The 22155-nt window shown below is 36.7% G+C and carries 19 protein-coding genes and 2 pseudogenes; 7 read left to right on the plus strand and 14 right to left on the minus strand.

All coding sequences use genetic code 11. The annotated features are described in order from the left end of the window. Positions 1-242: 242 nt before the first annotated feature. Positions 243-437 (plus strand): annotated as a pseudogene (locus CO726_RS16220) (AraC family transcriptional regulator); the annotation flags it as partial. A gap of 52 nt (positions 438-489) precedes the next feature. On the opposite strand, the gene CO726_RS16225 reads toward CO726_RS16220, so the two are convergent. From CO726_RS16225 to CO726_RS16235, 3 genes are read right to left on the minus strand one after another with little or no spacing between them, the layout of a single operon-like run. Further along, on the minus strand, positions 490-1128 hold the full coding sequence (locus CO726_RS16225) for an SdpI family protein (RefSeq protein WP_099684948.1): 639 nt from the start codon (positions 1126-1128) through the stop codon (positions 490-492). Between the two features lie 23 nt (positions 1129-1151). Continuing rightward, complete coding sequence (locus CO726_RS16230) at positions 1152-1787, minus strand: SdpI family protein (RefSeq protein WP_099684949.1); 636 nt, start codon at positions 1785-1787, stop codon at positions 1152-1154. Continuing rightward, the gene (locus CO726_RS16235) at positions 1784-2056 is read right to left on the minus strand and encodes an autorepressor SdpR family transcription factor (RefSeq protein WP_098759848.1); all 273 of its coding nucleotides are present in this window, start codon (positions 2054-2056) and stop codon (positions 1784-1786) included. The genes CO726_RS16230 and CO726_RS16235 overlap by 4 nt, the downstream gene beginning before the upstream one ends. A 207-nt stretch (positions 2057-2263) precedes the next feature. Here CO726_RS16235 and CO726_RS16240 point away from each other — a divergent pair, with 207 nt between their 5' ends. From CO726_RS16240 to CO726_RS16265, 6 genes are all read left to right on the plus strand, one after another. Next, on the plus strand, positions 2264-2959 hold the full coding sequence (locus CO726_RS16240; protein WP_099684950.1) for a response regulator transcription factor: 696 nt from the start codon (positions 2264-2266) through the stop codon (positions 2957-2959). 2 nt (positions 2960-2961) lie between these two features. Continuing rightward, a complete protein-coding gene (locus CO726_RS16245) occupies positions 2962-3984 on the plus strand; it encodes a sensor histidine kinase (protein WP_098759850.1) in 1023 nt (340 codons plus the stop codon). A gap of 94 nt (positions 3985-4078) precedes the next feature. Beyond that, on the plus strand, positions 4079-6049 hold the full coding sequence (locus CO726_RS16250; protein WP_099684951.1) for an FtsX-like permease family protein: 1971 nt from the start codon (positions 4079-4081) through the stop codon (positions 6047-6049). A 78-nt stretch (positions 6050-6127) separates the two neighbouring features. Beyond that, positions 6128-8080 carry an ABC transporter permease gene (locus CO726_RS16255; protein WP_099684952.1) on the plus strand — a complete coding sequence of 651 codons (1953 nt, stop codon included), beginning with the start codon at positions 6128-6130 and terminating at the stop codon, positions 8078-8080. Positions 8081-8100: 20 nt separating this feature from the next. Then, entirely contained in the window at positions 8101-8853 is a 753-nt protein-coding gene (locus CO726_RS16260; protein ID WP_064056394.1) for an ABC transporter ATP-binding protein, read from the plus strand. Further along, on the plus strand, positions 8850-10829 hold the full coding sequence (locus CO726_RS16265) for an ABC transporter permease (RefSeq protein WP_099684953.1): 1980 nt from the start codon (positions 8850-8852) through the stop codon (positions 10827-10829). Before CO726_RS16260 ends, CO726_RS16265 begins: the two co-directional genes overlap by 4 nt. A 53-nt stretch (positions 10830-10882) precedes the next feature. On the opposite strand, the gene CO726_RS16270 is transcribed toward CO726_RS16265, so the two are convergent. From CO726_RS16270 to CO726_RS16325, 11 genes and pseudogenes are all read right to left on the minus strand, one after another. Next, positions 10883-11077, minus strand: coding sequence for a YjcZ family sporulation protein (locus tag CO726_RS16270; protein ID WP_099684954.1), 195 nt, complete (start codon positions 11075-11077; stop codon positions 10883-10885). Between the two features lie 168 nt (positions 11078-11245). Next, positions 11246-11413 (minus strand): annotated as a pseudogene (locus CO726_RS16275) (GntT/GntP/DsdX family permease); the annotation flags it as partial. Between the two features lie 69 nt (positions 11414-11482). Next, on the minus strand, positions 11483-12343 hold the full coding sequence (locus CO726_RS16280; RefSeq protein ID WP_099684955.1) for a M15 family metallopeptidase: 861 nt from the start codon (positions 12341-12343) through the stop codon (positions 11483-11485). A gap of 82 nt (positions 12344-12425) precedes the next feature. Then, the gene (locus tag CO726_RS16285) at positions 12426-13532 is read right to left on the minus strand and encodes a sensor histidine kinase (protein ID WP_099684956.1); all 1107 of its coding nucleotides are present in this window, start codon (positions 13530-13532) and stop codon (positions 12426-12428) included. Further along, entirely contained in the window at positions 13525-14223 is a 699-nt protein-coding gene (locus CO726_RS16290) for a response regulator transcription factor (RefSeq protein ID WP_099684957.1), read from the minus strand. The genes CO726_RS16285 and CO726_RS16290 overlap by 8 nt, the downstream gene beginning before the upstream one ends. Before the next feature lie 92 nt (positions 14224-14315). Next, positions 14316-15422: an o-succinylbenzoate synthase gene (menC, locus tag CO726_RS16295; RefSeq protein WP_099684958.1), complete on the minus strand. Its 1107-nt coding sequence runs from the start codon at positions 15420-15422 to the stop codon at positions 14316-14318. Beyond that, entirely contained in the window at positions 15423-16868 is a 1446-nt protein-coding gene (locus tag CO726_RS16300) for an o-succinylbenzoate--CoA ligase (RefSeq protein WP_136699681.1), read from the minus strand. It abuts the gene before it with no gap. A 365-nt stretch (positions 16869-17233) separates the two neighbouring features. After that, entirely contained in the window at positions 17234-18052 is an 819-nt protein-coding gene (gene menB / locus CO726_RS16310; protein ID WP_099684960.1) for a 1,4-dihydroxy-2-naphthoyl-CoA synthase, read from the minus strand. Between the two features lie 68 nt (positions 18053-18120). Then, positions 18121-18933, minus strand: coding sequence for a 2-succinyl-6-hydroxy-2,4-cyclohexadiene-1-carboxylate synthase (gene menH / locus CO726_RS16315; protein WP_099684961.1), 813 nt, complete (start codon positions 18931-18933; stop codon positions 18121-18123). Next, positions 18930-20684: a 2-succinyl-5-enolpyruvyl-6-hydroxy-3-cyclohexene-1-carboxylic-acid synthase gene (gene menD, locus CO726_RS16320; protein ID WP_099684962.1), complete on the minus strand. Its 1755-nt coding sequence runs from the start codon at positions 20682-20684 to the stop codon at positions 18930-18932. Before menD ends, menH begins: the two co-directional genes overlap by 4 nt. Further along, positions 20681-22075: an isochorismate synthase gene (locus CO726_RS16325; RefSeq protein ID WP_099684963.1), complete on the minus strand. Its 1395-nt coding sequence runs from the start codon at positions 22073-22075 to the stop codon at positions 20681-20683. Before CO726_RS16325 ends, menD begins: the two co-directional genes overlap by 4 nt. Between the last annotated feature and the right edge of the window lie 80 nt (positions 22076-22155).

Below are 22155 nucleotides of genomic sequence, written 5' to 3' on the forward strand. Positions count from 1 at the left end.
ATCGATGTTTCTTACACAAACATGACAGTTATGTAAGGCACATAAGTAAAGACCTCAAAAAGTTAACGTAATGAATTAAAGTACTTTGTTACTATAACATTGGGATATCATACCATCCATTCATTCTCCTTACAGGAACATTACAATTTTGTAAGGTTAAAAATGTATCCTACAAAGTTGTGCATGAAATGTCGGATGAGGCTATTTTTTCCTGCTATTCTATGTACAGAGGAGGTCATAATATGGATTCACTTAAAAATATGAATGCTGCAATGCAGTATATTGAAGATAACCTTACGAATGAAATTGATTTTAAAGAAGTTGCGAGGCTAGCCCTCTGTTCTGAGTATCATTTCAAAAGAATGTTTTCGTTTTTAGCAGGTATATCACTATCAGAATATATTCGCTGTAGACGTCTTACTCTCGCTGCTTTTGAAGAAGTGATAAAAAAACAAAGCTGCTTTTCCTTAAAAGGAAAAGCAGCTTTATTTACATTTTCAACTCTTCTTTATAAATGCTATATGACTTTATTGTTGATACGATAATGCATATTAATATGGTTCCAATCCCCATAAAAATATTAAATGGATCTGGAAGCAAAGCCCCGGCATATATACAAAGTGAACCTATTACAAATACCCTCGAAGCAAATCTATGTGTTTTTCTCCAAACTACAGGATTTTCTAATGTCCAGTCCACTCGAATGCCTACTAACCCGTTCGGCTTCGTTTGTTGCATGTAATTACCTAGTACAAGAAATAATGTTCCCAGTCCGAAATTAAATGCAATGGAGCCCGATGCAATATAATTAGACGCTGCTAATAACGCAAATAAGTTACAACCGAATCCTATCAAAAGAATTGCATAATGGATTGCAGAAAGGACTTTAGCATGCTGTTTATACTTATCTTTCGTTACGTCAATATATCCCATAGCTAGCCATATCAAATACAGCAACACCATACTACCTATTGAAAATGAACTTGCTTCTACTTTAGAAAAATAGCCATCTACTATTCCTGCCGCATTATAATGGCGTGGAATTTGTTCCGGTAAATATGGCCATACAATATACCATCCAATTGCAATCCCAATAATTAAACCCCATGGTAATACGTGTCTTTTCATCCTCTCTCCCCCATAATTTTTTATTAGGCCCCTATTTCTTTTTTATAAGCAATATATGAATATCCCATCGTTAGTCCTACTGCCCCAATAATAATTCCAACCATTACGAAAGATTTCCATGCTACAGGTACGAAAACGCTTAAAATCATAATAACTCCTAATACAACAAACACTTTTCCGCTAAAGCGGTGCGTCTTTCTCCACACTTCTTCGTTACTTAATGTCCACGGTGTTCTTATGCCTATAAAGTAATTTGGTTTACACTGTGGTAAGTAATTTCCGATGACTATAAATAAAACACCAACTAATAATTCTGGAACTCGATTAATAAATACGTTATATCCTAATCCACTTGTAATAATATCTATATTCCCTACAAATAGTAGCAGGAGTATCCCGTTATTCATTATCATAAAAGCTTTAGAAAATTTCTCGTAATTTGCTTTCTTTGGATCAATCTTTGGTATCACATTTAGAAATATATATAATGCAATCATAATTCCAACCATAGAAATCATTCCATGAAGTTTAGAAGAATAGCCATCTACCTTACCGCCACTCCAATGTGTCGCGATTGTATCTGGCAAATGTGGCCAAGCAAAGGCCCATGCCAAACAAGTTATAACAATTAATAAGATTGCAAAAAGATGTTTTTTCATTTCCCCTCGTCCCCCTTATTCGTAAACGTAAACACCCAAGTCAACAAATCTTGAAAGACCGTTGTGTTTAAAGAGTATACAACGAATTGCCCTTTCTTTTCATCTTGAATAAGTTCAGCATTTTTAAGTGCGCTTAAGTGGTGTGAAATACTTGGTTTTGTCATATTGAAATGTTCAGCAATTTCACCAGCGGTTAAATCGCCTTCTTTTAATAAGTCTAAAATTTTTCGCCTTGTTGGATCTGCTAACGCTTTGAATGCTTGATTCAATGTCTTTCTTCCTTTCGATAATTAGACATTTAGATATTTATCTAAATATTAAAACAAAAACCATTAATTGTCAATTTAACTGTAGCCCTTTTTACTTTTTACGCTTTTGACCAATACTGTTTATTAGCTTACATTTCAACTTAATGAAAAGACTCGAAACACATGATACACTATAGCTACAATTGTTTTTTTAGGAGGAATATACATATGTATAAAATTTTAATCGTTGAAGACGATCCAAATATTTCATCATTACTACAATCGCACATTCAAAAATATGGTTATGAAGCTGTTATTGCAGAGAATTTCGATGATATTATGGAATCGTTTAACGCAGTGAAACCACATCTTGTTTTACTTGATGTAAACTTACCTAAATTCGATGGATTCTACTGGTGCCGTCAAATTCGTCATGAATCTACTTGTCCTATTATTTTCATTTCAGCTCGTGCTGGTGAGATGGAACAAATTATGGCGATTGAAAGCGGTGCGGATGATTATATTACAAAACCGTTCCACTACGACGTTGTAATGGCGAAAATTAAAGGACAATTACGCCGTATTTACGGTGATTACGCACCAAATATTTCTGAACGTATCGTTGAAGTAGAAGGTTTAAAATTATTCCCAGAACGCCCAGAAATTCATTTCGGTGCTGAGCAAGTTCTTTTAACGAAGAAAGAAGCTATTTTAGCAGAAATGTTATTATCTAAATTCCCTCGTACAGCGAGCCGTGAAGATTTATTAGCTGCCCTATGGGATGACGAAAATTTCGTTGAGGAAAATACATTAAACGTAAACATTACGCGTCTTCGTAAAAAGTTCAATGAGCTTGGTATTGAAAATGCTATTGAAACAGTACGTGGACTTGGGTATCGTTTTAACGCCACTTGGAGTGAATAAGCATGAAGCTATTTTTACGTGATCATTTTGCATTTTTCCTACTGTACGTATTAAACTTCGGTATCATTTTCGTTCTTTATGATGCAGTAGATGGATTTCAAAACAATAAATTTTACTTCGTCGTTTTAAGTTTATATTTATTCATTTGTTTCCTCGTTTATCGTTACGTTCGTAATCGTAGAATGTACCATAGATTAAGTGAACAACCAGAAAAAATGGAAGATGCGTTTATTGAAAGAGCAACTGCTCCGATGCCTCACGGTGTAAATGAACTCGTGCGCACGCAGTATCGTCTATTCCAAAAAGAACTACAATCGTATGAAGTAAAACAACAAGAACATCAATTATTCATTAACCACTGGGTGCATCAAATGAAGACACCTGTTTCTGTTATGCAGCTTATGGTGCTCGAAATGGAAGATGAACATTTAATTCCGAAGTTTAAAAAAGAATTAGAGCGTCTAAACCAAGGGCTTGATATGGCTTTATATATGGCGAGGTTAAATAACTTCCATGAAGATTTCCATGTTGAGACGATTTCATTAAAAGATACAGTAACAAAAAATATTAATGGATTAAAAGAACTATTCATTCGAAATGGAGTCTTCCCTGTTTTAGAAGTTCATTCCGATTTAAAGGTTGCCTCTGATGCGAAATGGCTAAAATTCATTATTTATCAGTTAATGACAAATGCAGTTCGTTACTCTGGTGAGCGTGGAAAGAAAGTTTTCTTATCTGCTTACCAAAACGGAAAAGATATTATTTTAGAAGTTCGCGATGAAGGCGTTGGTATTCCGCAAGAAGACATTCGAAGAGTATTTGAACCGTTTTACACCGGGAAAAATGGTCGCGCATTCGGAGAATCTACTGGTATGGGACTTTATATTGTAAGTAAAATTTGTGATTATTTAGGTCACTCTGTCAAACTAGATTCTGAAGTTGATAAAGGAACAACGATTAAAATCATCTTCCATAATGCCGCAAACAATCCAGCAGAGGATGTAGAGAAGGTGACTGAAGCATGATCATAACATATGCTAGCAAAATGTATGAGAACTCACTCTCATACATTTTTTGCAATAAAACTACTTCTATATCTTCTATCTGGAGGTATAGTCTATGACATTTTGGCAATTTGCATTTAAAAATGTAACGCGCAACTCGAGAGCTTATTTTGCTTACTTTATAAGCAGTTCCTTTTCCATTGCTATTTTCTTTTCATTCGCTGTTTATTTGTTTCATCCGAAATTACAAAATTCCACTATGATCTCTGAAATTTCAGGATTAATGATTTTTTCAGAAGTTGTTATTGTTTTGTTCTCGTTCTTTTTTTTACTCTATTCAATCGGATCGTTTTTAAAAGTTCGTAAAAAGCAATTTGGGATTTTAACTGTTTTAGGTATATCAAAAAAGCAATTACATCGACTCGTTTTCACTGAAAATATGTTAATTGGTATTTTATCTATCTTTTTCGGTATGCAGTTTGGATTTGTATTTTCACAATTTTTCTTATTAGTGACAGCGAAAATTACACACCTACCAGGTATATATTTATATATCCCTACGAATGCTTTCATTTTAACAACGATTGTGTTTCTTGGTCTCTTTATCGCTGTATCTGCATTGACACCAATGCTTATTCGAACAAAAAAAGCATTGCACCTTTTAAAAACAAACAATGTAAAACAAAAAGAAAGAAAACCATCCATATTCGTCTCTCTATTTGGTGCTATCTGTTTATTAGGTGGGTATATTTTAGCGGCAAACCCTAAATATTTCTTCTCAATAAATCCACAAGTAGGCGTTATATATATGGTTTCAAGTATTTTTGTGATCCCAGCGCTTGTTACAATCGGAACATATTTCTTCTTTTCGCAAATTAGTTTCTTACTTATTTATATTTTAAAGAAAAGAAGAAAGTTTTATATGAAACATATTAATATGCTTTGGATTTCGGATTTAGCAAGCCGCATCCGAACGAATATTAATATGCTTTTTATTGTTGCGATGCTATCTACAATTGCTTTCACAATGATTACGTTCCTATATGGAGTCGGAAAGTTTACAAAGCTAGAGGTTACGCGAAGTTCACCTTTTCCATTCTCTTATTTTTCTTATGACGCAAATCCTTTTGTGGACGATCATTTAAATTGGCTTGAACAACAATTAAAAAAAGAGAATTTCTCTTATAAAGAAATAAAGGCTGATTTATATGAAACACCGCTAAAAGAAGATGAAGGTATAACCGCTTATAATGATGTGTATGCAATAAAACAAAGTGACTATAATAAACTCGCAGCTTCCTTACGAATGAAACAACTATTCATGAACGATAATGAAGCATATGTCTTAACAGGTAGCGCTTATGTAACCTTATTCAGCGAGTTTGAGCCAAGCTACAATAGAAAGTCTATTACACTTTCTAGCACAAATACGCAATTACAAGTAAAGGGCTATGAACAAGCAGGAGCCATTCCATCTGACTTTTCATATCAAACTTTAATTTTACCTGACACTGTTGTAAACAACTTGCCAAATACAACAAAGCATGTAGCAGCATACAATTATAAAGTAGATAACTGGGAAAAGACGTATGAAATTGCTGATGATTTTATAAAAAAAATACAAAGAGATCGACAGGAATTCCAATACGAAGGTCCCCTTATACGCTCCTATGAATCAGCAGGCTCATTATATAGAATCACATCAGGAAGTGCTGCATACTTCCTAATCGGGACATTCTTAGGTGTCATTTTCTTTATTGGAGCAGGTAGCGTTCTTTACTTCAGAATGTACACAGATTTAACGAACGAACAAGAAAAATATGTAGCAATTTCAAAAATTGGTGTAACAGATACAGAGATGAAACGATCTGCAACCATCCAACTTAGCATTTTATTTTTCGTTCCATACGTTATGGCATCCATTCATACAATGTTTGCAACAAAAATGCTTCAAGATGTAATTGATTTATCACTATTCAAAGAAATTTCAGCTGTTCTTATTATTTTTGGCGTAGTTGAAATCGTCTTTTTCTTATTCATTCGTTCCTTTTACATGCAAAAGTTATCAGAGTATACGAATGGTTAATTTTTATGAATGTATTTAGTAGGGGAAAAGGTATCTCTTATATCCTTTTCCTCTTCACTCTACAGGAGGTCTAGGTGAATGACATTTTGGCAATTTGCATTTAAAAACGTGACGCGGAACGCCAGAGCTTATTTCGCCTATTTTGTAAGCAGTGCGTTTTCCATTGCAATCTTTTTCTCATTTGCAGTTTATTTATTTCATCCTAAATTGCATATGACAGACGTGAATTATTCTCTGAACATATTAATGACAATTTCAGAAGTTGTCATTGTGTTCTTTTCATTTTTCTTTTTACTGTATTCAATCGGGACGTTTTTAAAAGTACGAAAAAAACAGTTCGGGATTTTAACAGTACTTGGCATATCTCAAAAACAATTAAAACGACTCATATTTATAGAAAATATGTTAATTGGTGTTCTTTCTATATTTTTTGGCATTCAACTTGGACTTGTCTTTTCACAGTTCTTTTTGTTAGTTACCGCCAAAATTACACACGTACCTGGTTTATATTTATATGGGCCTACAAGTGCTATCGTTTTAACGATCATCATCTTTCTTGGGCTCTTCATTCTCGTATCATCTTTTACACCGATGCTCATTCGTACGAGAAAAGCCGTACGCCTTTTAAAAGAAGGAACAAAACAAAAAGAAAGAAAAGCATCCGTTCTCATCTCTCTATTTGGTGCGACGTGTTTAATATGTGGATATGCGTTAGCCGCAAATCCGCTGTATTTTATGTCGCTAGGTGACATCATTGGGCTTTTATATGCCGTATCTAGTATATTTGTCATCCCATCGCTTATTGCAGCTGGAACATACTTTTTCTTTTCACAAATTAGTTTTTTACTTATTCGTATTTTAAAAACGCGAAGAAAGTTTTATATGAAACGAATTAATATGCTTTGGATTTCTGATCTAGCATCACGTATTCGTACGAATATTAATATGCTCTTTATTGTGGCGATGCTATCGACGCTCGCTTTTACAATGATTACATTCTTATATGGATTCGGGAAATTTACAAAGTTTGATGAAATTAGACAAAACCCTTTCCCGTTTACTTATTTATCACATACTGAAAATACATTAGCTAAGGAACATTTAAACTGGTTAGAACAAAAATTTAATGAAGAGCACTTTACTTATACAAAATTTAAAACGGATATATATGAAGTATCTTCGGCTGAAGATAACACGCAGCTCTATTATGCCATTAAACAAAGTGACTATAATGTACTTGCTAAGTCTTTAAATTGGGAAGCGCTCACGGTAAATAAGAATGAATCTTATATTCTTATGAAAGACTTAGATGATCAGGTTGTTGGAACGCTTAATAAAGACAAGAAAAATACTCTTACACTTACTCAAAACAATTTACAACTACAAGTGAAAGAATATAAAAGTTATAACCCATTCCCAAATCGCTTAATATACCAATTGCTCATACTATCTGATGAAAATGTAGAAGCATTATCCAACGTTTCAAAACAAATGAGTGTATATAGCTTTAAAGTTACAGATTGGGAAAAAGCACATAACATCGGCTCATCGTTTATAACAAAAATCGATAACGATAATGCCGCAATTCAAGCAGAACATCCGCCGTTCCACGCAAGTGAAGCGAGCGATTCTCTATACAAAACTAAACTAAATGTCGCTTCGTTCTTCTTAATTGGTACTTTCCTAGGAGTTATTTTCTTTATCGGTGCTGGTAGTGTTCTTTACTTCCGAATGTATACAGATTTAACAAATGAACAAGAAAAATATATAACGATTACGAAAATTGGCTTAACTGAAACTGAAATGAAACGTTCAGCGACAATTCAGCTTGCGATTCTTTTCTTCGTGCCTTACATTATGGCATCAATCCATACGATGTTTGCGACAAAGATGCTACAAGAAATATTAAATCTCTCGTTCTTTACTGAAATTACAGTCGTACTTGTGATTTTTGGAACAGTTGAAATTTTATTTTTCATTTTAATTCGTTCCTTCTATATGCAAAAGTTATCACAACACATTAAGTTTTAGAGGATAGAAAGGTGGTTACTATGGAAGAAGTATTACACATAAAAAACGTCTCAAAAGTGTATGAGGGAAAAGTCCCTCATACCGCTTTAAAAAATATAAATTTACATGTAGATAAAGGAGAATTCGTTGCCATTATGGGGCCGTCTGGTAGCGGTAAATCTACATTTTTAAACGTTATCTCTACAATTGATTCCCCTACTTCTGGTGACGTCGTTATTAACGGAAAAAAACCGCACACATTTCGTAGGGAGAAGTTAGCTATTTTCCGCCGACAAGAGTTAGGATTTGTTTTCCAAAACTTTAACCTACTAGATACACTGACAATCGGTGAAAATATCGTACTACCTTTAACATTGGACAATGTTCCATTAAAAGAGATGGACGAAAAGCTTGATAACATTTCAAAAAAGCTTGGAATTGATCATATTTTGGATAAACGTATTTTTGAAGTTTCTGGCGGACAAGCACAACGTACCGCAGTAGCACGTGCTGTTATTCATCATCCTTCACTTCTACTCGCCGATGAACCGACAGGAAATTTAGATTCGAAAGCAGCAATTGATGTAATGGAGTTATTTACGAAATTAAATAACGAAGAAGATGCAACGATTTTAATGGTTACTCATGATCCGTTTGCAGCAAGTTATTGTAACCGTGTCATTTTCATTAAAGACGGCGAACTTTACAACGAATTACATCGCGGGCTATATCGCGAGAAGTTTTATCAAGAAATATTAGATGTTTTAGCCTTATTAGGAGGAAGACGTGGATGACATTTTGGCAATTCGCATTTAAAAATGTCTCGCGTAATTCGAAAGCATATTTCGCTTATTTTGTAAGTAGCGCTTTTTCGATAATGGTTTTCTTTTCATTTACTGTATACGCGTATCATCCGCGCTTGCAAAGTGTACAAAACTTTCAAGATCGGGATCCTCTAACGAATTTAGCTAGTACAGCTCAATTCGTTATCGTTATGTTCTCGTTCTTCTTTCTCTTATATTCCATCGGGACCTTTTTAAATGTTCGGAAGCAACAATTCGGGATACTCACGATTCTCGGTATCTCACAGAGACAATTAAAAAGACTGTTATTTACTGAAAACATGATAATCGGGATATTATCTATCTTTATCGGCATTCAAGGTGGCCTTGTGTTCTCTAACTTTTTCTTATTAGTCACTTCGAAATTAACAAGTGCGAAAGGTCTCTATTTATATTGGCCAACAGAAGCGATCATCGTTACAACTGTAACGTTTATCATTTTATTTTTAATCGTTTCTACGTTTACACCAATGTTTATTCGGACTCGTAAAACAGTCCACCTTATTAAAGGGAACAAGAAAGCGACAGCTGAAAAACGACCATCTATACTCATCTCTTTATTCGCTTTAATTTGTTTAGGGCTATGCTATTATATTGCCGGTTACCCGCAAAGCTACGTAACCGAAAAAAATGTGCAAAATGGATCTGTCTTCTTTATTATATTATCTATTTTGCCACTCGTAGTAGTCGGAACATATTTATTCTTTTCACAAACATTTCTTCTTTTTATCTATATGTTAAAGAAGCGTAGAAAGTTTTATTTGAAACAAATAAATATGTTATGGATTTCAGACTTAGTTTCTCGTACCCGTAGTAATATTAATGTACTCTTTATCGTTTCTATGCTATCTGCGCTTGCATTTACAATTATTATCGGACTATTTGCTGCGAATAATAATACGAAAGCATCGATACTAGAGCGATATCCTATTCCCTTCACATACAAATTAGAAGGAGACCATTCCCTTGAACGAAAGCACATTAATACTATTGAAAATGAACTTTCCAATGCTCATTTTCAATATAAAAAATATAAATTTACGCTTTTAAAAGATAATGCTTCAAAAGAAGAGATTGCAATTATGAAAATGAGTGATTATAACGAAATTGCTAGGCAGTTAACGAGGCCTATAATTACACTTGATGCAAAAGAAGTTTACATTATTTCTGGCTATTCACCAGAGCTATTAAACCTTGTATCAAATCCATTTATAAAACAAAATACAATTACGCTTGAATCCAATAAAAAGGAGTTTTATATAAAGGGATTTATTAACAAAGGAATAGCACCACCCTTTGCATTAGCAAATTTAGTTATTATGCAAGATAATGCAATTGATACTATGGTTCCTCATATTGAAACAATTACGGTTTATAACTACTTCGTGGAAAATTGGGAAAATGCAATTGTTCCAACGAAAAATATATTAAAAAATATTAGTAATGACACCGAAAAATATTATGAGGCACATAAAAACGATAAGCATGCTTCGCCCGTCCCTTTTAATATTTATACAGCTACTGATGAATTAATCCATAATAAAGAAAATGCAGTTGCTCGATTCTTTATTTGGGCATTTCTCGGCTTTATCTTCTTTATCGGTGCGGCTAGTGTTTTATACTTCCGTATGTATAACGACTTAACGAATGAAAAACAAAAGTACATTACGATTACAAAACTCGGCTTAACAGAATCAGAAATGTTTCGTTCTGCAACGATTCAATTAGGAATTTTATTTTTCGTCCCATACATCGTTGCTGGTGTTCACACATTATTTGCGGTTAAGTTTTTACAAAGCATGTTCGCTTTTCCTTTACTAAAAGAGTTATTAATTGTACTTACCTTTTTCGGGATTATCGAGATTATTTTCTTCTTCTTAATCCGTTCTCTGTACATTAATAAATTATCACAGCATATGAAGATATGAATAAAATGGCCTTGTGCAATACGCACAAGGCCATTTTCAATAGTTTTTAATCATTAGCAGCAATATCCACCGTAGCCGCCAGCATAACCGCCGTAACCACCATAACCACAAGAACCGCCTCCGCCGAAGCAGCTAGCACCGATGATGATTAATAAAATAAATAATACGATTAGAAGCGCAAAACCGCCTCCGCAGCCGCCGCGTCCACGATGACAATCATCATGTCTGTGTTCACACTTTTCGCCCATTACTCTATTCCTCCTTTAGTATCATTCATAACAAGTTCACCTTGCTCTAAATGAGGGGATTCCATTTATAGTATGTTTTCAGGGCGAATAGGAAGCTTGGCTTACCTAAAAACGGGCTTGTTTTGGGAAAGGGGCTTCATCAAAAGAAGATACCTTTTAAGGTATCTTCTAAATAAACATATTCAATAAAAGCACAAAACCAAATGCAATAAATGATAATAATGTCTCCAGCACCGTCCACGTTTTAAACGTTTCCTTCACTGTCAAACCTAAATACTCTTTTACAAGCCAGAAACCTGCATCATTTACGTGAGAAAACATTAATAATCCTGCGCCTTCAAATAGGCATTTTCTTCTTCAAGACTATTAAAGTTCTTACGGTTCCAAACACCACAACCTCTTTTTCTATTCCTGAACCGTCACAATAACCCCGTCCATATTGTTCCCCGAAATTTCATACTGCTTATTCACTGGAACACTCACTTTCATGTTGCCAGAAACTTTATAATAAGAAACCGTATATTTCTTACCTTCTACTTCAGTCGAAATCTCTTTTTCCTCTTTTAAGAAATCTAAATATTCCTCTAGTGTGAAATTCTTTTTTTGCATAATTGCGCTATGAGGTAGGCCGACATAACGGATGTGCCATGGCTCATATTGAATTCCAGTAATGCTACTTTTATTTTTCGGATAACGTAATACAAAGCCATGCTTCCATACGTTCTCTTCAATCCATTTTCCTTCAGGAGCTTTCTCCATTTTCTTTTGAGTAGACCCAACGTCCAGTGATAAGCCTAAATTATGCTCACTGTATCCTGCTGGAAGCGCATAATCAGATCCCATTTTTTCATATAGCTGTTTTTGCTCTTGAAAATCTCGATAGCCACTACTAATCAAAAAATGGTTAACACTTTCTTTTCCAGCCGCATCGACAACGTTCAAAAACTTTTTCACAACATCCTTTGATAAACGAAGATTTCTATCAAATATTACATAGCCTCTCACTAATTCACTATTATGATTTACATTTATAATATCAGACCTAATACTATCTTTTTTTACTGGATAATCTTTGTTAACTAATAATAAATCGCCCTTATAAATTTGTTCCTTCGTAATCTCTTTCCTCTCGGTGTTTGCCGCCTTTACTAGCTCATCTTTTCCGACAATTTTAACGTCGATTTCCTTTTGAAATAACGGTGATATATAAACACCTACACATACTGTGCATGCTATAAAAAGAAAAATAAATACCCACTTTTTCATTTTTAGTTCCTCCTTAACGTAACTTACGTATAGAATAGAAAAAACTATTAAAATAAAAAGTGGGGTGAAGTTTAAATTTTTATTAAATTGTTACATTCTCGTCTTTTGGCAATCGTACTTCAAATATCGTTCTAATCACATTACTTTCAGCAGAAATCTTCCCATCATGCTGCTCGACAATATTTTTCGCAATAAATAGCCCAAGGCCTGTACCACCTTGCTGCTCTGATCTCGCCTTATCACCTGTATAAAACATATCAAAAAGATACGGTAAATCTTCTTTTGGAATGCTATCTCCGTAATTAATAATTTGTACAACTACCTCTTCATCCTCAATATATCCGTTCACATCAACAAACTTGCCATCATACCCGTAGCGAATCGCATTCGTTAAAAGATTTTCAAATACCCTCGCTAATAATTTCCCGTCACCGTTAATAGGTAAATGCGGTGCAATATTCAATCTCGCTTCTAAATCCTTCTTTTCTAATAACGGATATAATTCTTCATCCAACTGAATAAGCAATTCACCTATATCAATTGGTCTTTTTTCTAGCTGCAACATCCCATAATTCATTCTTGTGATTTCAAATAATTCATCAACTAAACTTTCCAGCCTTTCAGATTTCGTAAAAGCAATTGTGGAAAAGTGTTTAATTTGTTCCTTCGTCAAATTCTCATCTTTAAGAATTAAATCTAAATAACCTAAAACAGATGTTAACGGCGTTCTTAAATCATGAGCTAAGTTAACAATAAGCTGATCTTTACTACTTTCCGCAAAGTCTCCTCGTTCCACTGCTTCCTTTAATTTTTCACTCGCTACATTTATTTCACGTGCGATATATCCAAACTCATCATTTGATGAAACGCGCACTTGATTTGTAAAATCTCCGTTCGCTAAATGATGAATCCCGCTTGAAATCTCATCAAAATATTTTAAATATGGCCTAGTCAGGAAGAAGAAAAACATAATGGACAGAGGGATAAAAATAATTAAAAAGAAATTAACATCCCCAATTTGTCTTATCATGAAACGCAATTGAGCTAACGGATCCTCATAACGAACGACTAATTTGTAATAGATCCGTAATCCTTCATAAATGATATACGTTACACCACCAGCACAGATCATACTTAATGCAAATAGCATAACCATCTTCGAGCGAAAACTTCTCATCTTTTTAGCCATTGAAAGTATACCCTACTCCCCACACTGTTTTTATTAACTTATTTTTCCTTTTATCTTCTCCAAGTTTTTTCCGCAATGTACGAATATGTACCATAACTGTATTTCCACTTTCGTAATACCCTTCCCCCCATACTTGCTGAAAAATATTTTCCACATTGTACACTTTCTTCGGATGGCTCGCTAATAAATATAAAATATCAAACTCTTTCGGTGTTAATTCAACTTGTTCTCCGTACACATTTACTGTTCTTCGCTCCGGATCAATAACGACTCCGCCTACCTCTAAAGCAGACTTATTCTCCGTTACTTTCGGCTGATTTAACGTAAGAAATCGGCGTAATTGTGCATTTACACGTGCAACTAATTCAATCGGTGTAAAAGGTTTCGTCATATAATCATCTGCACCTAATACAAGACCTGTCACCTTATCGAAATCAGATGTTTTCGCACTTAAGAAAATGATTGGCATATGATGCTTCGCCCGAATTTGGCGTGTCACTTCATAACCATCCATTTTTGGCATCATAATATCTAAAACCACTAAATCGATTGGCTGCGCTTCAATAACATGAATTGCTTCTTCTCCATCAGCTGCTTTCACGACGTGGTAACCTTCTTTTTCTAAATGTATCTCAATTAAATCAGCAATTTCTGCCTCATCATCCGCTATTAAAATTGAAATGCGCTTCATTTTACTCCCCCCTTTTATACGCTCGATTGTAAACTAGTCTATCCAATTTGTACAATACGAAAAGGCTACTCATAAGAGTAACCTTTGTTATTTCACCTCTCAAACACAATCCGCTGCTTCGTTATTTCTTCCAATCTTCCGCGGTCAACTTCATACTCAGTATCAACGCTTTGCGGCACCATCACTTTCCCGTCCTCAAGCATCACTTCTGGCGAAATAATATCCCTCTCCCAATGTCGGCTAGAAGCAGATATATCTCCAGGAATCGTAAAGTTAGGCAATGAAGCAAGAGCAACATTTTGCGCTCGTGAAATCCCCATCTCTACCATACCGCCGCACCAAACCGGTATGTTATGTTCCATACAATAATTATGGATTTGAATAGATTCTGTTAATCCGCCCACTCGCCCTGGTTTAATGTTAACGATTTGGCAGCTACCAAGCGTAATCGCAACGCGCGCATCTTCTAAACTATGGATGCTTTCATCTAAACAAATTGGCGTTTCAATTTTCTTTTGCAACTCCGCATGATCAAGAAAATCGTAATCCGCTAACGGTTGTTCAATCATCATCAATTGAAATTCATCTAATCGTTTCAGTTTCTCCGTATCCGCTAATGTATACGCTGAATTCGCATCTGCCATTAGCGGGATATGCGGAAACTCTTTTCGAATCTCTTTCAATAATTCGTAATCATGCTCTGGCTTTATTTTCACTTTAAAACGCTCGTATCCTTCTTCCGCGTACTTCTCGATTTGTTTTAACATAACCGGAATCGTATTAATCCCAATTACAACGCCGACTTCAATTTCATGACTAGTTCCGCCAAGTACTGTCGCTAGCGATTTCTTTTGACGCTTCGCATATAAATCCCAAACAGCCCCCTCTATTCCGGCTTTTGCCATTCGGTTTCTTTTTATATGTTGAAATAGACCCGGTACCTCATTCGGATGAGAAATTTCAGCCTTTAATAAATCAGGTATTAAAAAGTCTTGCAGTACATGCAGCGCTGTCTTCACCGTTTCTTCCGTATACCACGGTTCAGAGAATGCAACGACTTCCCCAAATCCGGTGTACCCGTCCGTATCCTCTAATTCAATAACGATACTCTCACGCTTTTCGTAAGTCCCGTAGCTTGCAGCAAACGGGATTACGAGTGACATTTCCGTTATATACAGTGTCGCTTTTTTTATTTCCACCTACATCTCCTCCACTAATTGTCTTAACTCTCGTCTTAACAATTTTTTCGAAGCGTTACGTGGTAATTCCTCTAAGAAACATGCTTTCTTCGGCACTTTATATTTCGCTAATTTTTCCTCGCAAAAATGAAGAATTTCTTCTTCTGTTACCGCCCCGCTTTTCACAACAAAAGCAGCTGGTACTTGTCCCCATTTATCGTCAGCCATGCCGACAACACCAGCTTCCGCTACTGCCGGATGAGAAAGCAACACTTCTTCAATTTGAGCTGGATATATATTCTCTCCGCCAGAAATAATTAAATCACTGCGGCGGTCTAATACATATAAAAATCCTTCTTCATCTAAATAACCGAGGTCACCAGTATGAAGCCATCCGTTTTGAATTGTTTCACGCGTCGCATCCTCACGGTTAAAGTAACCGCCTGTTACGTTCGGTCCTTTTACTACAATCTCGCCTTCCGCAAACGGCGGCACTACGACGCCATCTTTTTCAATACGAAGTTGGCACTGAAATAGTGGTTTCCCGGCCGACCCTACTTTCGTTAACATGTAATCTGCGGATAACGTACAAATTTGCGAAGACGTTTCTGTCATACCGTACGTTTGATATACAGGAATTCCTTTTTCTACACACGTTTCTAATAGTGGTTTCGGCGCTGGTCCGCCGCCAAGTAACATGCATCGTAAAGAAGATGGATATGTCTCTACTCCAAGTCTCTCTAATAAATCAGTTAACATTTTAGAAACGACAGAAATAATTGTTACGCCTCTCGTTTGAAGTGCTTTATGAATAAAATTAGCATCATATTTCGGAACGAGTAAAATGCGCATACCATACATAATATTTTTCATTAAAAGAGATAGCCCGCCAACATGGAACATCGGCATACAAGCTAACCAGCAATCATCATCACGAAGGCCTAAGTTAAGCGAAGAACCAACTGCGCTTGCCCAATGATTTCCGTACGTTAAAATAACGCCTTTCGGTTTTCCTGTCGTCCCAGACGTATAAATGATTGTCATCGCTTCTTCTAAAGAAAACTCTTCTTGTATAGAGACCACCGCCTTCTGTCCATTCATCACTTCAGCGAATGAATATACAGGAACATCTTTAGCATCAAAATGTTGATCCGTCACTAAACAACTAACTTCAGCATCATCCATTTGCCAAAGTAGCTCTTCTCTTGAAAGACGCGTATTTAAAAGCACAGCTACTGCACCTACGTAAGATAGGGCGTGAATAACTGTAATCATCTCCATACCATTTTTCATCAGAACAGCCACCTTTTGCCCCCGCTTCACTCCAACATGCGTGAGGTGTTCACAAACAGATACTACTTTTTCATGTAGCTGCATAAAAGTAATTTTCTCTTCCTCTATTTCAATTGCAGTGCGATCTGGTGTTAAAAATGCACGTTGCATTAACCAATTTGGCATCGTCTCCATCATTCATTCTCCTTTCATGAAAGAAAGAGACTTGATATGACATCAAGTCTCTTAGTTGTTTTGTTTCCGGTTTGATCATTTGGCTGCGTCTCACTTTGTAGGTGAGCCGCTTCCGCTTTTAATCTTATCCAGCTACGCCTCCTAGCCTCTTCCGTCTAAGAACCTTCCGCACAAGAAAGTAAAAAACACTTTCTGTGCGAAAGAACCTTAGCCAGCGTGGCTCAACAGTCGGCTTCGCTTTTAAAACATCCAGCTACAGCAGCTAGAATGTTCCGTGGCTTCACTTCTTCCTACGAGGCAAAAAGCGCCTCGTAGGAAGAAGCTCCATCCCCCTCACATTCTGAACGAGCTGCTTCCGCTTTTGATCAAGGGAAACGAGGGAATTGACCGAAGTCCGGACTGCGTTTTTCTTTGAACGCGTCACGACCTTCTTTTGCTTCGTCAGTTGTGTAGTACAATAACGTTGCATCTCCAGCTAGTTGTTGAATACCAGCTAGACCGTCTGTGTCTGCGTTAAATGCAGCTTTTAGGAAACGAAGTGCCATTGGGCTGTTTGCTAAGATTTCTTGTGCCCATTGTACTGTTTCTGCTTCAAGTTCTTCTAATGGTACTACTGTGTTTACTAAGCCCATATCAAGCGCTTCCCCAGCGCTGTATTGACGGCATAGGTACCAAATTTCGCGAGCCTTCTTGTGGCCTACCATACGAGCTAAGTAACCAGCTCCGTATCCACCGTCAAAGCTTCCTACTTTAGGACCTGTTTGTCCGAATACAGCGTTGTCTGCAGCGATTGTTAAGTCACATACGATATGAAGTACGTGTCCACCACCGATTGCATAACCTGCTACCATTGCGATAACTGGTTTAGGAATTGCGCGAATTAGACGTTGTAAGTCTAATACGTTTAGACGAGGGATTTGGTCGTCACCTACATATCCACCATGACCGCGAACTTTTTGGTCGCCGCCAGAACAGAATGCACGTCCACCTTCACCTGTTAAAATGATAACGCCAACATTTGCATCATCACGAGCGTGTGCAAAAGCGTCGATTAACTCCATTACCGTTTTAGGACGGAATGCGTTATGTACTTCAGGGCGGTTAATCGAAATCTTTGCGATACCATTGTATGTTGAATAAATAATATCTTCGTAATTGCCTTCTTTTACCCATTCAATAGCCATTACAACTACCTCCTTTTATAATTCTGATCTCCTCTATAAGTGTGCCTTCCTTCTTGCTGAAAAAAGTATCACTGCATAGTTTTTAGAAATCCCTTTACTATTGTATCAAACTTTTCAGGTTGTTCCACATGAATTGCATGGCCAGCACCATCAATTTTGACAAATTTCGCGTGAGAGATGCATTTTTCGATGTTTTTTAATATGCGAAAGAACTTTTTATCATATTCTCCATTCATTAAAAGAACAGGCATTTTCAAGTTGTGTAGCTCATCCCACCATGAAGGCTGAGCCCCCGTCCCCATGCCACGCAAGCTATTTGCAAGTCCTTTTGGATTGTTAGCAAGTCGTTCTTTTCGCACTGCTTCTTGTACGTTTTGTGCTAAACTTTTTTGCGTTTCAAACAGCGGAATATTTTCCCACATCAATACAAAACTTCGGATGCCTTCTCGCTCAATTTTATGAGCAATTCGCTCATCTTTTTCACGACGTTCTTTTCTGTCCTCTTCTCTTTCAAGTCCAGCTGTACAATTTTCTAATAAAAGAGAACGTACATATTCTGGATATAGACATGCCATCGTAATCGCCAGTCTACCGCCCATTGAATAACCAAGTATGTGCGCTTTTTCAATATGAAGGTACTCTAGTAATTCTTTCATTTGCACTGCTGCATTTCGAATATCATAATGCGTCACATCTTCAGGACTTTCCGTTTTTCCGTGCCCAACAATGTCTACTAAAATGACTTGAAATTGCTCGCTCCAAGATGGAACGAAGGAACGCCACGTTTCCATGCTTCCCGTAAAACCATGAAGAAGTAGAAGTGGTTCCCCGCTTCCGACTACTTCATATTCATACGATACACCTTGCAGCGTTACATTCATTTTGATTCACCTTGCAACGCTGTAGTGATTACATCCTGCGTTTTTGCCCATAATTTACGGTGTAATGTTAAGTTTTCATCACGGTTCGTACAAATTTCCACAACGTGTAAACCTTCCGCCCTTGTTCCTTTTTGTACCTCTTCTCGAAATTGCTCCCAACCATTTACACGGCTAAATGAACCACCGTACATTTTGACAACATGCTCATAATCAAGCCCAATTGGAGTTCCAAATAATGATTCGAAATGTTCCTTTTTCTCATATTGTGGTAAGAATGAGAAAATACCACCACCGTCATTATTTACAACGACAATCGTTATATTTAATTCATGTAATTTTGCGGCTAATAATCCGTTTAAATCGTGATAAAATGATAAATCACCGATTACTAATACGAGCGGATCGCAAATAATGCTCGCTCCTAAAGCTGTCGAAATGATCCCATCAATCCCATTTACACCACGGTTTGCCATCACATGAATGTTTTTATCAGATGTGAAGAAGAATGAATCTGTATCACGAATTGGCATACTATTACTTGCAAATAATGTTGCCCCTTCGGGTAATACGCGGACAATATCCGTAATAACTTTCCCTTCAAATGCAGTATCATATGTTTCCATTTCACGAAGCGTTTCCTTCGTTTTTTCGTTTATATGTTGCCACATTTGGGACCAATCATTCTTTTTCATAATTGGCAGCTTTTCTATTAGTGCCCTGCAAAATGCAATGTCACTAGCTTGTACAACTTCTGTCGCAACGAGAGCTGGATCTCTCCATTGTCCTGATTCGTCAACAACGATATGAACAGCTTTCGTTTGTTTTTTAATGAACTGCGTTAATGCTTTCGAAACAGGCATACCACCGAAGCGAATCATAACTTCTGGCTTCCACGTTTCCTTTAACAGTTCATTTCGTAAAAATGTATCGTAACAGTCAATTACCATCGTTTTATCGTGGTGTCCGCTACGAATGTTAGAAAGTGGATCCGCTAATATTGGATATCCCGTTTTTTCAGCTAGTTGTGCCGCAAACGCTGCAATTTCCGAATGACTATCATCTCCACAAATAATAAGCCCCTTTTCCATATGTGAAAGGCGCCCTACAAGAGAATCTACATATTCATTCGGCATCATCACATTCCCTTGCTGAACTACTCCTGTATATTCCCCGCGTCCTTTATCCCATAAACTTTCTAATGAGAAATCCGGGATAAGCGGTTCGCGAACTGGAAAATTAAGATGAACAGGTCCTTGCGGCGCTAAACAAGCACTTGCTATCATACGCTGCGTTGTCATGCGAGCGTAATGGTACATCGCTTCACTCGCTTCTGGAAGTGCCATCTCTGTAAATTGCTTCACAAACGTACCGTATAAATTAAATTGATTCATCGCTTGTGGTGCACCGACATCTCTTAATTCATGCGGTCTATCTGCCGTTAAGACGATAAGCGGCACTCGTGAATGAAAAGCTTCACATACAGCTGGATAATAGTTTGCTGCTGCCGTTCCTGACGTACATAATAATGCAACCGGACGTTTTTTCGCTTTTGCGATACCGAGCGCAAAAAATCCTGCAGATCTTTCATCTACATGTAAATATGTGTTCATTCCTTCATGTTGTTCCATTAGTAAAGCAATCGGCGTTGACCGTGAGCCTGGACTAATGACAACATCACATACATTTAGACGCGTCAGTTCATCCACGAACGCGCCTAAATAATATGATAATGCTTCTATATGATTGTTCATTTCATTAATTCCTCCAAAGCACCAAGCATCGGTCTAAACTTCAAACTTGTTTCTTCATATTCAAGTTGCGGTACTGAATCAATTACAATTCCGCAACCGGCAAATAAGGATGCTTTCTCGCCATTTAATAATCCGCAGCGAAGTGCAACCGCAAATTCACCATTTCCTTCATCATCTATCCAGCCAATCGGTGCACCATATAATCCTCTGTCTAACAATTCAACATCACGAATCAGTTTCATCGCTTCCAAACGAGGTGTCCCGCCAAGAGCTGGTGTTGGATGTAATTCTTCTACCATTGTTAAAAGACTCGCATCGCCTTTTGCCTCTACAGGCGTATATAAATGAATTAAGTTTTTCGTTGTTAATAAGCCCGGACTTTCCGGAATATTAACGGATTCGCAGTGCTCATTTAATACCGACCTTATCATGTTCACAACATAACCGTGTTCAGCTAAATTCTTTTCATCATGAAGAAGCGCATTACTATTTCGTTTACTTTCTTCTATAGATTGACCATGACCAGTTGAACCAGCAAGACACATTGAAGTAAACTTCTCATCTTCTTTGCGAATTAATCTCTCTGGCGTCGCTCCTAAGAAGCATGCTCCTTTATAATCAAAAGAAAATACGTAACAATCTGGTTGCCCAATGCGAAGTGCTTCTAAAACAAGAGCAGCATCAATATGATGATCCATCTCTACTTTTAGCTCCCTCGCTAATACAACCTTCTGCACGTTCCCCTGCTTCATCTCATCTTGTACTTTCTCAATGGCCTTCATCCAGCCTTTCGGATCCACTTCTACTTTAGAAGTAACTGTTAATTTCGATCCTTCTAGTGCACATTTACCCTCTTGTAAAATTTTCTCTTCTAAAGAAACAATTTCGTTATAAAGGGTTTCTGCACAATCTGTTGCTGAAACGAATGTATTCATTGTTAACCATGCTTTTTCATTTTTTACAGTTAATAAAAATGCTGGTAGTGAAAATGTCGTATCATCAAATTCTTTCCATAAGTCCGTTTTCTCTTTTTCTTGGTCAAATGAAAATCCACCAAATAAAAGAGGACCTGTTCCAAACTCGTATCTTTCTCTTTGTACAAACGCCTTCTCTTTTACTTTATCCCACTCGTCACGAGCAGTTTGAAAGCGTTTGTGAGAAGAAGTTGCTATAGTGAAAACAGAGCCAATTCCAGCAAATATTACATGCTGAGCTGGGTCTGCAAAGTAACATCTATTTTCGAATGCCATCCTTTTTCCTGCTGCATAAAACAGAAGCGGATCCATCCAGTCTATTTGTTTTACAAAGCTAACCAATATTTTTTCATCAGTTGCACGCTTAATGGCCGCACTAATAACTTCTTGCAAGCCTACTTGTTTCGTTTGAATCACAATTGTCTCCCCCCTATGGGCGAAAAATAGTCATAATTACGCTTGATTTTAAGATACACCTCAAACGAAAGGCCTGTCAA

The organism is Bacillus fungorum, assembly GCF_002746455.1.
Lineage (GTDB): Bacteria > Bacillota > Bacilli > Bacillales > Bacillaceae_G > Bacillus_A > Bacillus_A fungorum.